Raw genomic sequence first — 15,440 nt, 5'->3', positions numbered from 1 at the left:
GCCTCCACATTCCGGGGCGCCTCGGAGAGGCGAACCCGGAATCTCGAGGTTCTCAGGTGCGCAATTGCGCACCATAGTTCGATGCTTCGCATCGCCCCGGAACGACGGGAGAGAAGCTTCGCTCGCCGTGATGAAATAATAGGAGAAGACCCAACATGCTCAGAGAAATCCGCCCTGCCATCGTCCTCTTGCTGGTGCTCACCGCCATCACGGGCCTCGCCTATCCGCTCGCCATGACCGGCATCGCCGGCGCGATGTTTCCCGCCCAGGCGCAAGGCAGTCTGATCGACAAGGACGGCAAGGTGGTCGGCTCCGCCCTGATCGGGCAGGAGTTCACGGACAGCAAATATTTCCACGGACGCCCCTCGGCGACGCTGGCGCCGGACCCGAATGATTCGACCAAGACGGTCGCGGCGCCCTACAACGCCGTCAATTCGGGCGGCTCCAACCTCGGCCCGACCAGCAAGGCGCTGGCCGACCGGCTGAAGGAGGATGTGGACAAGCTGAAAGCCGAGAATTCGAACGCCGCGGTGCCCGTCGATCTGGTCACCACCTCGGCCAGCGGTCTCGACCCCGACGTTTCGCCGGAAGCGGCGCAATTTCAGGTGCCTCGGGTGGCCAAGGCGCGGAATATGTCGGAGGACCAGCTCAATCAGCTCGTTGCCTCGAACACCCAGGGCCGGCTGCTCGGCCTGCTGGGCGAACCCAGGGTTAACGTTCTTGCGCTGAACCTCGCACTGGATCGTGCCGCCGCGAAGTAGCGCTCTAGGCTGAGAATATCAGGATGATTATATTGGGCTGATGGTTCAACAGCGCCGCGATCCCGAACAACGACCGTCTCCCGAGGCGCTGCTGGAAGCCGCGCGCCGGGAGGAGAGCGCGAGCGGCAAGCTGAAGGTTTTCGTTGGCGCCGCCCCCGGCGTCGGCAAGACCTACGAGATGCTGCAAAGCGCCCATGCCAGGCGCAAGGCCGGCATCGATGTCGTGGTCGGTTTCGTCGAGACCCATGGCCGTGCCGAGACCGAAGCGCTGGTGCGGGGGCTGGAGGTCGTCCCGCGCAAGCGGCTCGATTATCGTGGCCAGATCGTCGAGGAAATGGACCTCGACGCCGTGATCGCACGACGGCCGAAGATCGCATTGGTCGACGAGCTCGCCCATACCAACGCGGCCGGGAGCCGGCATCCCAAACGCTATCTCGACGTCGAGGAGCTGTTGTCCCACGGCATCGACGTCTACACCGCCGTCAACATCCAGCATATTGAAAGCCTGAACGATGTCGTCGCCCAGATCACCCACGTCCGGGTGCGTGAGACCGTTCCGGATTCGATCTTCGACCGCGCCGATGCGATCGAGCTGATCGATCTCACGCCCGACGATCTCATTCAGCGCCTGCGTGAGGGCAAGGTCTACGTCCCCAAGCAGGCCGAGCGGGCGCTGGAGCACTATTTCTCGCCTGGAAATCTGACCGCGCTGCGCGAGCTCGCCCTGCGGCGCACGGCGGAACGGGTTGACGAGCAGTTGCTCAATCACATGCAGGCAAACGCCATCGCGGGTCCCTGGGCCGCGGGCGAGCGCATCCTCGTCTGTGTCAGTGAGGATCCGCGCGCCGCCGGGCTCGTGCGCTACACCAAGCGGCTGGCCGACCGGCTGCATGCGCCGTTCACCGCGATCTCGATCGAGACGCGGCGCTCGCTTCAGCTTTCCGATGAAGAGCGCGACCGGCTGGCCGATACGCTACGGCTGGCTGAATCGCTCGGCGGCGAGGCGATGACGATTCCTGCCGTCGGCCGCCGTATTGCCGACGACGTCATCAGCTTCGCGCAAGGCAACAACGTCACGCAGATCGTGATCGGCAAGTCGACGCGCTCGCGCTGGTTCGAGATGACGCGTGGCTCCGTCGTGCATGATCTGGTGCGCCGCGCCGGAAATATCAGCGTTCACGTCATTCCCGGCGACGAGCTGCCGGACGAGACTGCACCGAAGACGGCGGTGCAGACCGCCGCGCGGTCCGAGCCGTTCGATCCGCTGCCTTACCTGAAGTCGCTCGGCATCGTGCTGGTCGGCCTCGGCGCCGCCGAGTTGCTCCAGCCGCGGTTCGGTATCGAGAACGTGGATCTCGTGCTGCTGACCGCCGTGGTCGCCGTTGCGGTGCGCTACGGATTGTGGCCGTCGCTGCTCGCGAGCATCGCAGCCTCGCTCGCTTATAATTTCTTCTTCTTGCCGCCGGTCTACACCTTCACCATCACTGATCCGACCAACGTCGCGGCGTTCTTCTTCTTCATGCTGATCGCGATCCTGGTGTCGAACGTCGCCGCGCGCGTGCGCACGCAAGCGGACACCGCGATTGGCCGCATCAGGACCACCGAGCAGCTCTATGCCTTCAGCCGCAAGCTCGCCGGCACCGCCACGCTTGACGACGTGCTATGGGCGTCGGCCTATCAGATCGCGCTGATGCTGAAGGTCCGCGTGGTGCTGCTGCTGCCGGAGGACGGGCTACTGACGGTGAAGTCCGGCTATCCGCCGGAGGACCAGCTCGACCAGGCCGACCTTGCCGCCGCAAACTGGGCCTGGAGCAATGATCGCTCGGCCGGACGCGGTGCAGATACGCTGCCAGGCGCAAAGCGGCTGTTCCTGCCGATGCGCACCGGGCGTGGTCCGATCGGCGTCATCGGCATCGACAACGACCGCACCGGCCCGCTGCTGACACCGGACCAGCGCCGGCTGCTGGACGCGCTGGTGGATCAGGGCGCGCTCGCAATCGAGCGCGTGCTGCTGGTCGAGGACATGGACCGGGTCAAGCGCACGGTCGAGTCCGAACGGTTGCGTTCGGCGCTTCTGACCTCGATCTCGCACGATCTGAAGACGCCGCTCGCTTCGGTGCTGGGCGCAGCCTCGACCATGCGCGATCTCGCCGGCGCGCTGTCCGACACCGAGAAGCGCGATCTGCTGGCGACCGTGATCGATGAATCCGAGCGGCTCAACCGCTTCATTGCCAATCTGCTCGACATGACCAAGCTCGAATCCGGCGCGATCGTGCCCAACACGGCGCTGCACGATCTCGGCGAGATCGTCGGCAGCGCGCTGCGGCGGGCTTCCAAGATCCTCACGGCCCATAAGGTGGAGCTGGTGCTGGCCGCAGATCTGCCCATGCTCGAGCTCGATGCCGTGCTGTTCGAGCAGGTGCTGTTCAATTTGCTCGATAACGCCGCGAAATACTCGCCGCCCGACACCGCGATCGCAATCAGGAGCCGGCGCGAGCGTGATCAGGTGGTGCTGGAGGTTGCCGACGAGGGGGCCGGCATTCCGCCGGACGAGCTCGAGAGCGTGTTCGACAAGTTCTACCGCGTGCAGAAGGGCGACCATGTTCGCCCGGGCACCGGGCTTGGGCTTGCCATCTCGCGCGGCTTCGTCGAGGCGATGCGCGGCACGATCACGGCCGCCAACCGCAGCGACCGGAGCGGGGCGATCCTCACCATTCGTCTGCCCGTTCCGGCACAGACCCACGCATTGGATACCGCCGCATGAGTGCAGCTGCGATCAAGGTTCTGGTGATCGACGACGAGCCGCCGATCCGCAAATTGTTGCGGATGGGACTCTCAACGCAGGGCTACGAAATCCTGGAGGCGTCGAACGGCAAGATCGCCTTGGAGAAGCTCACAGATGGGCCGGCCTTGATCATTCTCGATCTCGGCTTGCCCGATATCCAGGGCCATGAGCTGCTGCGCACCATCCGCGCCCGCAATGAGGCGGTGCCGATCGTCGTGCTGTCGAGCCGCGGCGACGAGGCCGGCAAGGTGCAAGCGCTGGATCTCGGCGCCGATGATTATCTGACCAAGCCGTTCGGCATGGACGAGCTCTTGGCACGCCTGCGCGCCGCGCTACGCCACCAGCTCCAGGTGCAGGGCGAGCGCCCGATTTTTCGCACCGGCGATCTCTCGGTCGATCTCGTGCGGCGCATCGTCAAGCTCGGCGAGCGCGAGATAAAGCTGTCGCCCAAGGAATACGACCTGCTGCGCGTGCTGGTCCAGCATGCGGGCAAGGTGTTGACCCATCGTTTCCTGCTCAAGGAGCTCTGGGACGAGCTGACTGATGCGCAATACTTGCGCGTCTACGTCCGCCAGCTCCGCCAGAAGATCGAGGCCGATCCGGAGCGCCCGCAATATGTGCTGACCGAGACGGGAATCGGGTATCGATTGAAGGCGGGGGATTGAGTTGGTCGTCGTTCCGGGGCGATGCGAAGCATCGAACTATGGTGCGCAATTGCGCACCTGAGAACCTCGAGATTCCGGGTTCGCCTCTTCGAGGCGCCCCGGAATGACGTTGCTTGTTAGCCCGCCTTCCGATGCCGTGCCCTCGCGCGGTGCGCCTTATTGGCAGCTTGCCGCCGGCCGGTTGCGCGCCGCGCATGCGACTTCGCTGCCGTCTTATTTCCGCCGCGCCCCTTCAGGCTCTGCTTCAACGCATCCATCAGGCTGACGACGTTGCTTGGCCGCTCCTCCGGCTCCGGCAGCTCGATCGTCTTGCCGCTCGCCTTGCGCTTCATCAGTGCCTTCAACGCAATCTCGTACTCGTCCTTGAATTTTCCGGGATCGAAATGCGCCGCTTTGGTGTGCAGGATGTGGCCCGCGAGCTCGACCATGTCCTTGGTGATCTTCGGGCTCTTGATGTCGTCGAAAAACTGGTCTTCGCCGCGCAGCTCGTAGGGGAAGCGCAGCGTGGTGCCAAGCAGGCCTTTGCCAAGCGGCTCGATCGCGATGATGTGCTCGCGGTTGGTGAGCACGATTTTTGCGAGCGCGACACGCTCCTGGTCCTTCATGGCGTCGCGGATCACGGCAAAGGCGTCGATCGCCGCCTTGCCTTCGGGCGCGATATAATAGGGATGGTTGAGATAGCGCTGGTCGATCTCATCGCTCGGCACGAAGCTTTCGATATCGATGGTGTGGTTGCTCTCGATCTGGACGGCCTCGAGCTCCTCCGGCTCGATCTCGACATATTTGCCCTTGCGCAGCTCGTAGCCGCGGCCCTTCTGGTCACTTTCGACGACGTCACCGGTCTCGGCATCCACCATCTGCTGTTTGAGCCGGTTGCCGGTCTCGCGGTTGATCATGTGAAACCGCGTCTTCTCGGCCGCCGTGGTCGCGGGGTAGAGTACAACCGGGCAGCTCACCAGCGACAGTTTCAACGTTCCCTTCCAATAGGCGCGCGGAGCCATTCCGTTCTCCGATGATTTCAAGAGGTTTTGGAACTCCAACCGCGCGATCGGGTTTTGGTTCCGGGTGGGACTTTTGCCGTGATAGGCTGAATGCCGAAAGAGAAGCGGGACCGGTCGTGCTGCAAAAACTCTCCACTTACCGAAAGAAGCGTGACTTCGAGAAGACGCCTGAGCCGTCGGGCAAGACCGCAGTGGCGCCATCGAAGCAGCGGCGTTTCGTGATCCAGAAGCATGATGCCACCCGGCTGCACTATGATTTGCGCCTCGAATTCGACGGCGTGTTCAAGTCCTGGGCGGTGACGAAAGGGCCTTCGCTCGATCCGCACGACAAGCGGCTGGCGGTGGAAGTCGAGGACCATCCGCTCGACTATGGCGACTTCGAAGGCACGATTCCCGAAGGCCAGTACGGCGGCGGCACGGTGATGCTGTGGGACCGTGGCACCTGGGAATCCGATGATCTCGAAGCCGGCTTCAAAAAAGGTGACCTCAAGTTCACCCTGCATGGTGACAAGCTGCATGGAAGCTGGGTGCTGGTGCGCATGCGCAACCGCGGCGGCGAAAAGCGCACCAACTGGCTGCTGATCAAGCACCGCGACGAATATGCCAGCGAAGACGAGGACATTCTGGCGGAGGACAAATCGGTCGCCTCCGGCCGCGCCATGGCGCAGATCGCCGGAGGCAAGGGACGCGCGCCAAAGCCGTTCATGCTGGCGAAGGGCACGGGCAAGGCCGATGCGGTCTGGCAATCCAATCGTGCCGAGGAGACCAAGGGGCGTACGGTCAAGCCCGCGCCTCGCACGGCGCTGAAGGTCGGCAAGCGGGCGAAGAAGACTACAACCGCAACGACCGCCAAAAAGGTCTCGGAGATGCCGGACTTCATCGCGCCGCAACTCTGTACGCCGGTCGAGCGGCCGCCGGCGACCGATGGCTGGTGCCACGAGATCAAGTTCGACGGCTACCGCGTGCAGCTCCGCATCGAGGACGGCAAGGCGACGCTGAAGACGCGCAAGGGCCTCGATTGGACCGATAAGTTCGCTTCGATCGCGAAGGAGGCGGGTGGGCTTCCCGATGGCATGATCGACGGCGAGATCGTCGCGCTCGATCACAATGGCGCGCCGAATTTTTCCTCGCTCCAGGCCGCTCTGTCGGACGGCAAGACCGAGGAGCTGATCTTTTTTGCTTTTGATCTGCTGTTCGCCGATGGCCTCGATTATCGCCGCCTGCGGCTGGGCGAACGCAAGGAGCGCCTGAAGAAGTTGCTGGAGGCGCGCAAGCGCAAATCCGGCCAGATTCGCTATGTCGAGCATTTCGAGAGCGGTGGCGATGCCGTGCTGCAATCGGCCTGCAAGCTGGAGCTTGAGGGGGTGGTGTCGAAGAAGCTCGATGCCCCTTACCGGTCGGGCCGCACCGAGAGCTGGACAAAGGCGAAGTGTCGCGCTGGCCATGAGGTCGTGATCGGCGGCTACAAGACCACCAATGGAAAATTCCGCTCGCTGATGGCGGGCGTGCATCGCGACGATCATCTCGCTTTCGTCGGCATGGTCGGGACCGGGTTTGGCGCCGACAAGATCAAACGCATCATGCCGTCGCTGAAAGCCATGGAAGCCAAGGAAAGCCCCTTCGGCGGCAAGAATGCGCCGAAGAAGACGCGGGACGTGCATTGGCTGAAGCCGGAACTTGTCGCCGAGATCGAGTTTGCCGGCTTCACCGCGGACGGCAACATTCGTCAGGCCGCCTTCAAGGGCCTGCGCCAGGACAAGCCGGCGGAGGAGGTGGAGGCGGAGACGCCGGCGGATGTCGAACTGGCAAAACCTGCGGACAGGAAGCGTGCCGCCTCGAGGGCGAGCAAGCCATCGAAGGTTGGCACTGCCGAAGTCATGGGCGTCGTCATCTCCAAGCCGGAGAAGGAGCTGTGGCCGGATGGCGGAGACGGCGGGGGCGTCACCAAGCTCGATCTCGCGCGATACTTCGAGGCGGTCGGCGCATGGATGATCGAGCACATCAAGGGCCGTCCCTGTTCGATCCTGCGCGCGCCTGACGGCATTGGCGGCGAGAAGTTCTTTCAGCGGCATGCCATGCAGGGCACCTCGAACCTGCTCGAACTTGCAAAGGTGTCCGGCGACCGCAAGCCGTATTTGCAGATCGACCGCATCGAGGGGCTCGCCGCGGTGGCGCAGATCGGCGGGGTCGAGTTGCACCCATGGAATTGCGCGCCTGATGCTTATGACACGCCGGGCCGGCTGGTGCTCGATCTTGATCCGGACCCCGACGTCAGGTTCGCCGAGGTCGTCGAAGCGGCGAAGGAGATGCGGCAGCGGCTCACCGATGTCGGCATGGAGAGCTTCTGCAAGACCACGGGCGGAAAGGGGCTGCACGTCGTGGTGCCGCTGCTCCACGGCGCGGGCGATAGCGTGAGCTGGAAGGAAGCCAAGGCCTTCGCGCAAGGCGTCTGCCAATGGATGGCAAACGATGATCCCGAACGCTATCTGCTCAACATGTCGAAGAAGCTGCGCAACGGGAAGATTTTCCTCGACTATCTGCGCAATGATCGTATGTCGACGGCGGTGGCGCCGCTGTCGCCGCGTGCGCGCGCTGGTGCCACGGTGTCGATGCCGCTGACCTGGGCGCAGGTGAAGGGCGATCTCGATCCGAAGCGCTACACGGTGCGCACCGTACCCGGCCTGTTGGCGCGATCGAAGGCGTGGGATGGCTATGACGATGCGGCCGCGCCGATCAAGGCGGCGATCAAGAAACTTGCGGGGAAGATGAAGTAGGTCGGTGCTACGGGCGTAGCTCTTGCAGGGTAGGAAAAGCGACTTGTCCGCCGTAGCTCGAAGAGCGAAGGCGGAAGCGTGCCCACCATCTTTTTGTAGCGGAGAGGAAAGGTGGGCACGGCGCAAAGGCGCCTCTGCCCACCCTACGAGATCCTCGTTGTGTCGCTAGATCCGTCCCATCAGCAGCAGGATCAGCAGAATGACGATGATGAGGCCGAGGCCGCCGCCGCCATAGTAACCGGTGCCATAGAACGGACCGCCGCCGATGCCGCTGAAGCCGCCGAGCAGCGCGATGACCAAAATGATCAGAATGATCGTACCGATAGACATGCGAATCTCCTCCAGCCCTTTGTTGAAAGGGTCGTTTGCACCTGTCCCTTTGTGCGGAGGCAACTTGCCGCATGTTTTAAAGTTCCGGATTCGAAACGGGACGGCAGGTCCCAACTTGCATGGAACCTTTGCGCGTCCCGACGGCATGATTATGTGAGGATCAGTCACCACGGGCAGAGACCATGTCAGCACCGCTTGTCGTTTCCATTCCGCATCGTCTCGGCCGCGAGGAGGCGGTGCGCCGGCTCAAGACCGGGCTCGGCCGCGCTGCAGCGAGCATTCCCGTGATGCAGGTCGAGGAGGAGCGCTGGAGCGGCGACAGTATGAATTTCCGCATCCGCGCGCTCGGACAGATCGCGAGCGGCCAGGTCGACGTCGCCGACGATCATGTGAAGGTCGAGGTGGTGCTGCCGTGGTTATTGCAGCGCTTCGCGGAGATGGCGCAGGCCGCGATCCGCAAGCGCGGGCAATTGCTGCTCACCAAGGACGAAGGCAAGTAGGCGTCAGGCGCGGACGCGTTGCTGCGCGGATCTGATGGCGCTTGCCGTGCGGACCTCGATGACGGCAGCAGGAAAATCGCGAAAAGCCTGCGTGACTGGAAGCTCGTTGCTCGCGAGGCCCGGAGCGGTATAGCCGGAGATGTCGACTGTCGCGTCAAGACCCTCCGGCGTGGGCCATTCCCGGCCCGCTTGTGTGAAGGGCGCGAACTGGCGCCCGGTCACGACGATCGCCGCGTCGCGACCATGGCGGCGGGCAAAGGCGATGATGTGGTCCGCGTGCGTGCCGCTTACCTCCAGCGGTTGATATTCGCCCTGTGCAAAGACGTCGGCGAGCGCGTTGCGCAGCTTGAGCAGATGCCGGGTCCAGGCGAGCTTGAGCTGGCCATCCGGCCAGCTCTTGATCAGGCTGGTCCAATCCGGCGCCTCCAGGGCACCCAGGGCCGTGCTGCGCGCGGCAAAATCCACCGAGCGGCGGTTGTCGGGATCGACCAGCGAGAGGTCCCAATGTTCGGTGCCTTGGTAGAAATCGGGTATGCCCGGCAGTGTTGCCTTCAGTGTGAGCTGACTCAGTGAGTTCAGCGCGCCGAGCAACGCGATGCGACGGGCCAGCGTCTGAAGCGCCGCCAGGAATTCGCCCGACAGCGTGGGATCGAGGATCTTCGCGATGAAGTCCCTTATGCCGCTCTCATACGCCTCATGCGGGTTGAGCCAGCTCGTCTCTTCCTTGCCCTCGCGCGCGGCTTTCAGCGCATAGGCCTGGATGCGTTCGACCAAGTCGGCATCCAGCGGCCCTTGAAGCGGCCAGGCGCCGAGCAGGGTTTGATAGAGCATGTACTCGAACGTGGCCGACGGCGCGCGCAGATTGCCGTGCAGGGAGAGGTGCGGCGCGTTGAGTACCTTCCAACGCGCCACTGCGCTGGTCCATTCGCCGGGAATCTCGCTGAGCGCCGCGATCCGCGTGCGGGCATCCTCGCCACGCTTGGTGTCATGGGTGGCGGTCGCCGTCATCCCTTGCGGCCATTCCCTGGCGCGGGCCCGCATGGCCTCGTGGAAGGCGGGAATAGTGAGGCCTTTGCTCGCGGGATCGCCGCCGACCTCGTTCAGCGCCAGCAGCCGGTGGAATTGATAGAACGCCGTGTCCTCCAGCGACTTGGCCATCATCGGCCCGGTGAACTGCTGCACCTTCAGCGCGAAGCGGCGCACGCGCGGGGCGCTGTGCGGCGGGCGGCCGGGCTTGAGCAGGTCTATGGTCAAGGCGTCGCGCAGGAAGTCGAAGATGCCCTCGTCTGCGGCGAACCACTCGGCGCGCGCGCGCGCGATGGTGTCGTCGATCAGCTTGCGATCAAGGGCCGTTGGGCCACTGTGGGTCAGGTAGGTGCGGTAGACCGGGAAGTGCAGCACATACAATTCCAGCGCCTGCCGCAGGCTGTCGGCGGAGAAGTCCCGGGTCGAATAGTGCCCGTTGGCGATGCGCGCGAGCAGGCGCGTCAGCACGGTGAATTCGCTGGTCAGCAGCGTCTCCAGCACGCGCCTTTTGGCGTCCTTGACGTAAGGCGCGAGCCGTGGCGGCCGGTTGCTGATTTGCCGCCAGGTCTCGTCCAGCGCCTCCAGCCCGTTAGGCTCGACCAGCACCTGGATGATGGCGTTCATCCACTCATAGCCGGTGGTGCCCTGAACGCCGGCGAAGTGCGGCAGCTTCTCGTGCTCGCAGAGGATCTTTTCGATCACGGTGTAGAACGGCTTTTTGTTGCCTTGCGCGTCACGCACGAGGCGACGCAGCCGCTGGCAATATTGCGCGGGATCGCGCAGGCCGTCGATGTGATCGAGGCGGATGCCTTGCAGCTTGCCGTCGGCGACGAGCTGCTTCACCAGCCGGTGCGTCGCGGCGAATGTGCTCGCCTCCTCGACACGCAGGCCGGCGAGCCCGTTGACGTCGAAGAAGCGGCGATAGTTGATGTCGCTGGAGGCGAGCCGCCAGTGCCCGAGCTTGTAGTGCTGGCGCTCCAGCAGATGATGCAGCGCCAGCGTCTGCGCCGGGCGGTCTTGGGCCGCGCGGTAGGCGGCGAGGCCGTGGATAATGATGTCGGCGCTGCTTGTGATCTCCTTCAGCTCGGCCTTGAAGGCGGGGGCTTCCTTGCGGTTCGGCCGGCGCAAGCCCGTGTAGCGCGCGGCGAGCGAGAGCAGGCGCTTGCCGGCCACGGTATCGGCGGCGTCCGACTCCTTCACGATCATTCGCAATATCTCGCCATAGCGCTCCGGCGCGATCGGCAGGCGATGCTCGAAATACCAGGCGGAAAAGCTACCCTCGTCGGGATCGTAGCGCAGCTCGATCTCGCCGCGCTCCAGCGCCTCGCCATAGGACGCGCCGAGGATCGGCAGCAGCACGCCGCCGCGGGCGCGGAAGGCCAGTTGATCCCAGTCGATATCGAAGGAGATCGCGTGCGGCGAGGCCTGGCCCCATTCCAGCACGTCGAGCCACCAGGGATTGTCGGCGAAGTGTACGCCGACGTGATTGGGCACGAAGTCGATGATGAGGCCGAGGTCGTGCCGTTTGAGCGTCTCGCTCAGCCGCGCGAAGCCGGCTTCGCCGCCGAGCTCCGGATTGAGCTGGCTGTGATCGACGGTGTCGTAGCCGTGAGTCGAACCCTTGCGGGCCTTCATCACCGGAGAAGCATAGAGATGGGTGATCCCGAGCGCCTTCAGATAAGGCACCACCGAGGCGGCCTTGTCGAAGTCGAAATCCGCGGTGAGCTGAAGCCTGTAAGTCGCGAGAGGAATCGCGGAAGGCATATCAACCTCCGAGATACCAAGCCACAGACCAGGGCGGAAGCCGGTCGCCGGCCGCGCTGCCCCAGATCGGCGTGCCCGCATGATTGCTGGAATGGACGATATCCTTGTCCGACAGATTGGCAGTGAGCCGCAGCGTCGTGCCATCGCCCATGCGCCAATGCGCGGTGAGCAGGCCACCGTCTGCCGCCTCGGCGTCGCCGAAACGCGCGCCCTTTAGCCGCGGTGCGATTTCCTTGCGGCGAAGCGCGAGCAGATCGCGCACCAGCGCAAGCCGTCCGTCCTGCTCCGGCGTGCGGCCGCTCCAGTCGAGCAAGGCCGATTGCGGCGTCGTGGGAGCGAGCGGGTCCGGCACCTCGTCGCCATACTTTTCGTAGGCCCAGGCATACTCCTGTTTGCGCCCCTTGCGCACGGCGTCGGCAAGCCCGCCCTGGAAATCGCAGAAGAACGGGAAGGGGGCTTTTGAGCCCCACTCCTCACCCTGAAACAGCATCGGCACCATCGGCGCGAGCAGGGTCACCGCAAGCGCCGCCTCGATCTGCTCAGGCGATGCCAGGCTCTCGAGCCGTTCGCCGAGCGGCCGGTTGCCGATCTGGTCGTGGTTCTGCAGGAAATTGACGAAGGTCGCCGGCGGCAGTTCACCGCTCGCCTCGCCGCGCGGCTTCTTGCCCCAGAATTCCGAGATCTCGCCCTGATAGACGAAGCCGGAAGCGAGCGCGCGCGCCAGATCCATGCGCGGTGTCTGATAGTCGGCGTAGTAGCCGGCGTGCTCGCCGGTCAGGATGACATGCCAGGCGTGGTGATAATCGTCATTCCACTGTGCGCGATATTTGCCACTCGGCGGCTCCTGCGCGGCATTGAGCAGGCCGGCGCGGTTGTCCCCGTTTTCCAGCACGAGATGAATGTGCCGCCCCGTGGCCTTGGCGAGCTCGCCCGCGGTGACGCTGAGGTCCTGCAACATCGATTGCTCGCCGGGGATCGCCATGATGTGGTTGGCGGCATCCAGCCTCAAGCCGTCGAAGCGATAGTCGGTCAGCCAGGACAACGCATTCTCGACCGCGAATGCCCGGACCTGCGGCACGCGATAATCGATCGCGCTGCCCCAGGGAGTGTGCGCATCGGTGAAGAAGCTCGGCGCGTAGCGGCCGAGGTAATTTCCTTCGGGCCCAAAGTGATTGTAGACGACGTCAAGAAACACCATCAGCCCGCGCAGATGTGCTTCGTCGATCAGCGCCTTCAGCTGCTCGGGGCGGCCATAGGCGCTGTCGGGCGCGTACCACAGCACGCCGTCATAGCCCCAGCCGCGGCGGCCGGCGAAGTCGGCCAGCGGCATCAGCTCCAGCGCGGTGATGCCGGTCGCGACGAGATGATCGAGCTTGTCGATCATGGCGCGATAGGTGCCGTCCGGCGTGAAGGTGCCGACATGGGTCTCGATCAGCACCGTCTCTTCCCAGGGGCGGCCGCGCCAATCCTTTGCACGCCACGCAAACGCGTCGTGATCGATCACCTCGCTCGGGCCGAACACGTCCTCGGGCTGGAACGCCGACGCCGGATCGGGCACGTCGATCTCGTCGTCGATCCTGAATTTGTAGGGGCTGCCGACAGACAGGCCGCCGATCTCGGCGACATACCAGCCATCCTGGCGACGCTGCATCGCGTGCCGCCGGTCGAGCAGCAGATCGACCCGACGTGCACCGGGCGCCCACAATCGGAACGACACGCCGTCCTTGGTCGGCCTCGCCCCGAATGATGGCCTCATAGCGCCCCCGCGAAGGCGAGCACGGAGCGCGGCGGCGCCTTGCTGTCGCTTCCGGCCAGGAAATCAACGCTGTTCAGCTTGGCATCCGTCGTGTTCAGGATCTGCTGCCAGCTCTTGTATTCGGGCATTTTGGGCAATTTGAATGCAATCTCTTCCGGGGCTGCGTTCAATACGATAAAGATCGCGGCGCTGCCCGGTTCCATCGGTCCCATCACATAAGAGAGAAACCGCCCATCCGGGAATGTCCAGTCGCTTTCCGTCATCTCGTCGCCGGCGGGCGTCAGCCACAGCGCACCGTAGGAGATGCCGTCCTTAGGCCTGCCGTCGAGCCAGCGATGGCTGCGAAGCTGCGAGAAGCGGCGGCGGATGTCGGCGAGACCTGAGACGAAATCGACCATGTCGTCGTCGTCCCTGCCAAGATTGTCCCAGCCGACCCAGCCGACCTCGTTGTCCTGGCAATACGCGTTGTTGTTGCCGGACTGCGTGTTGCCGATCTCGTCGCCGGCGAGGATCAGGGGGATGCCCTGCGCCAGCATCAGACAGGCCAGCGCATTCTTGCGCAGCTGCCGTCGCAGCGCGAGGATGTTGGGATCGTCAGTCGGGCCCTCGACACCGCAATTGTTGCTGTGGTTGTCGTTGGAGCCGTCGCGATTGTCCTCGCCGTTGGCTTCGTTGTGCTTTTCGTTGTAGCTGAAGAGGTCCGCGAGCGTGAAGCCGTCGTGCACGGTAATGTGGTTGATGCTGGCGCGCGGCCGCCGTCCGTCATGGTTGAACAGGTCGGACGACGCCGTCATGCGGCTGGAGATATCGCCGATCAGGCTGCCTTCGCCGCTCCAGTAGCGGCGCATGGCGCTGCGATAGCGATCGTTCCACTCCGACCATTGCGAAGGGAATGCGCCGACCTGGTAGCCGCCAAGCCCGAGGTCCCACGGCTCGGCGACGAGCTTGACGGTGGCGAGCACCGGGTCCTGGCGGATCGCGGTGAGGAACGAGATGCCGCGGTCAAATCCGTTCGGGCTGCGCGCGAGCGTGGTGGCAAGGTCGAAGCGGAAGCCGTCGACATGGCAGACCTCGACCCAGTAGCGCAGCGAATCCATCACCATCTGCAGCACGCGCGGATGGGTCAGGTTCACCGACGAGCCGCAGCCGGTGAAGTCGTCATAGTAGCGCGGGTTCTCGCGGTTCAGCCAGTAATAGGAGGCGTTGTCGATGCCGCGATAGCACAGCGTCGGTCCGAGATGATTGCCTTCGGCGGTGTGATTGTAGACGACGTCGAGCATCACTTCGATGCCGGCGTCGTGCAGGCGTGCGACCGTGGTGCGGAAGGAATCGAGCGCATTGTCCTGGGCGTAGCGCGGCTCGGGTGCGAAGAAGGACAGCGTGTTGTAGCCCCAATAATTGGCGAGCTTCTTCTCGACCAGGATGCGGTCGTCGACGAAGCTGTGGATCGGCAGCAGCTCGATGGTCGTGACGCCGAGTTTCTTCAGGTGCTCGATCATCGCCGGCGACGACAGCCCGCCATAGGTGCCGCGCAAATTCGGCGGCACGTCGTCGCGCTTCTGCGTCAGGCCCTTGACGTGGGCCTCGTAGATGATGGTGTCTTCCCAGGGAATGTTGGGGCGGATCTCGCGCCGGCCCCAGTTGAAGGTCTCGTCGACCACGACGGCCTTGGGCATGCCGCGCGCATTATCGCGCCGGTCGAACGACAGGTCCTCGCGCGCCGAGCCGGTGCGGTAGGCGAAATGTGCGTCGCTCCAGACCAGACGTCCAGCAAGGCGCTTGGCGTAGGGGTCGAGCAGCAGCTTGTTGGCGTTGAAGCGGTGACCGTGCTCGGGCTCGTAGGGGCCGTGCACGCGATAGCCGTAAAGCTGGCCCGGCGAGACGTCGTTGAGATAGCCGTGCCAGACATCCTCGGTCCGCTCCGGCAGCTCGATGCGCTCGAGCTCGCGCCGCCCCTGGGTGTCGAACAGGCATAGCTCGACCTTCTGTGCGTTAGCGGAAAACAGCGCGAAATTGGTGCCGCGTCCGTCCCAGCTTGCACCGAGGCGTGCGGGCGATCCAGCAGTCAGGCGCATCGG

General features: G+C 64.3%; 10 protein-coding genes. 5 read left to right on the top strand and 5 right to left on the bottom strand.

Annotated elements, in window-relative coordinates:
- Positions 1–155: 155 nt before the first annotated feature.
- From JQ587_RS25500 to JQ587_RS25490, 3 genes are read left to right on the top strand one after another with little or no spacing between them, the layout of a single operon-like run.
- Complete coding sequence (locus JQ587_RS25500; RefSeq protein WP_212427108.1) at positions 156–761, top strand: K(+)-transporting ATPase subunit C; 606 nt, start codon at positions 156–158, stop codon at positions 759–761.
- Between the two features lie 40 nt (positions 762–801).
- The gene (locus tag JQ587_RS25495) at positions 802–3,525 is read left to right on the top strand and encodes a sensor histidine kinase (protein WP_212427107.1); all 2,724 of its coding nucleotides are present in this window, start codon (positions 802–804) and stop codon (positions 3,523–3,525) included.
- Positions 3,522–4,211 carry a response regulator gene (locus JQ587_RS25490; RefSeq protein ID WP_212427106.1) on the top strand — a complete coding sequence of 230 codons (690 nt, stop codon included), beginning with the start codon at positions 3,522–3,524 and terminating at the stop codon, positions 4,209–4,211. The genes JQ587_RS25495 and JQ587_RS25490 overlap by 4 nt, the downstream gene beginning before the upstream one ends.
- Before the next feature lie 116 nt (positions 4,212–4,327).
- On the opposite strand, the gene ku is transcribed toward JQ587_RS25490, so the two are convergent.
- Positions 4,328–5,212, bottom strand: a complete 885-nt coding sequence (gene ku / locus JQ587_RS25485; RefSeq protein ID WP_212427105.1) for a non-homologous end joining protein Ku — start codon at positions 5,210–5,212, stop codon at positions 4,328–4,330.
- Positions 5,213–5,328: 116 nt separating this feature from the next.
- Between ku and ligD the strand changes: the two genes are divergently transcribed.
- On the top strand, positions 5,329–7,986 hold the full coding sequence (gene ligD, locus JQ587_RS25480; protein WP_212427104.1) for a DNA ligase D: 2,658 nt from the start codon (positions 5,329–5,331) through the stop codon (positions 7,984–7,986).
- 165 nt (positions 7,987–8,151) lie between these two features.
- Here the strand turns inward: ligD and JQ587_RS25475 are convergent, their stop codons facing one another.
- Positions 8,152–8,316, bottom strand: coding sequence for a DUF3309 family protein (locus JQ587_RS25475; protein ID WP_211384334.1), 165 nt, complete (start codon positions 8,314–8,316; stop codon positions 8,152–8,154).
- Positions 8,317–8,498: 182 nt separating this feature from the next.
- Here JQ587_RS25475 and JQ587_RS25470 point away from each other — a divergent pair, with 182 nt between their 5' ends.
- Positions 8,499–8,816 (top strand): polyhydroxyalkanoic acid system family protein, encoded by a 318-nt coding sequence (locus JQ587_RS25470; RefSeq protein ID WP_212299075.1) that lies wholly within the window; start codon positions 8,499–8,501, stop codon positions 8,814–8,816.
- A 3-nt stretch (positions 8,817–8,819) separates the two neighbouring features.
- Here JQ587_RS25470 and treY read toward each other — a convergent pair whose 3' ends face one another.
- Genes treY through glgX form a run of 3 tightly spaced genes read right to left on the bottom strand, consistent with a single transcriptional unit; the run spans position 8,820 to position 15,437 of the window.
- Entirely contained in the window at positions 8,820–11,606 is a 2,787-nt protein-coding gene (treY, locus tag JQ587_RS25465) for a malto-oligosyltrehalose synthase (RefSeq protein WP_212427103.1), read from the bottom strand.
- Between the two features lies 1 nt (position 11,607).
- Positions 11,608–13,362, bottom strand: coding sequence for a malto-oligosyltrehalose trehalohydrolase (gene treZ / locus JQ587_RS25460; protein WP_212427102.1), 1,755 nt, complete (start codon positions 13,360–13,362; stop codon positions 11,608–11,610).
- Entirely contained in the window at positions 13,359–15,437 is a 2,079-nt protein-coding gene (gene glgX, locus JQ587_RS25455) for a glycogen debranching protein GlgX (protein WP_212299072.1), read from the bottom strand. Before glgX ends, treZ begins: the two co-directional genes overlap by 4 nt.
- Positions 15,438–15,440 lie beyond the last annotated feature (3 nt).

Source organism: Bradyrhizobium manausense, assembly GCF_018130615.1.
GTDB classification, from domain to species: domain Bacteria; phylum Pseudomonadota; class Alphaproteobacteria; order Rhizobiales; family Xanthobacteraceae; genus Bradyrhizobium; species Bradyrhizobium manausense_A.
This window is presented reverse-complemented; position numbering and strand designations above follow the sequence as displayed.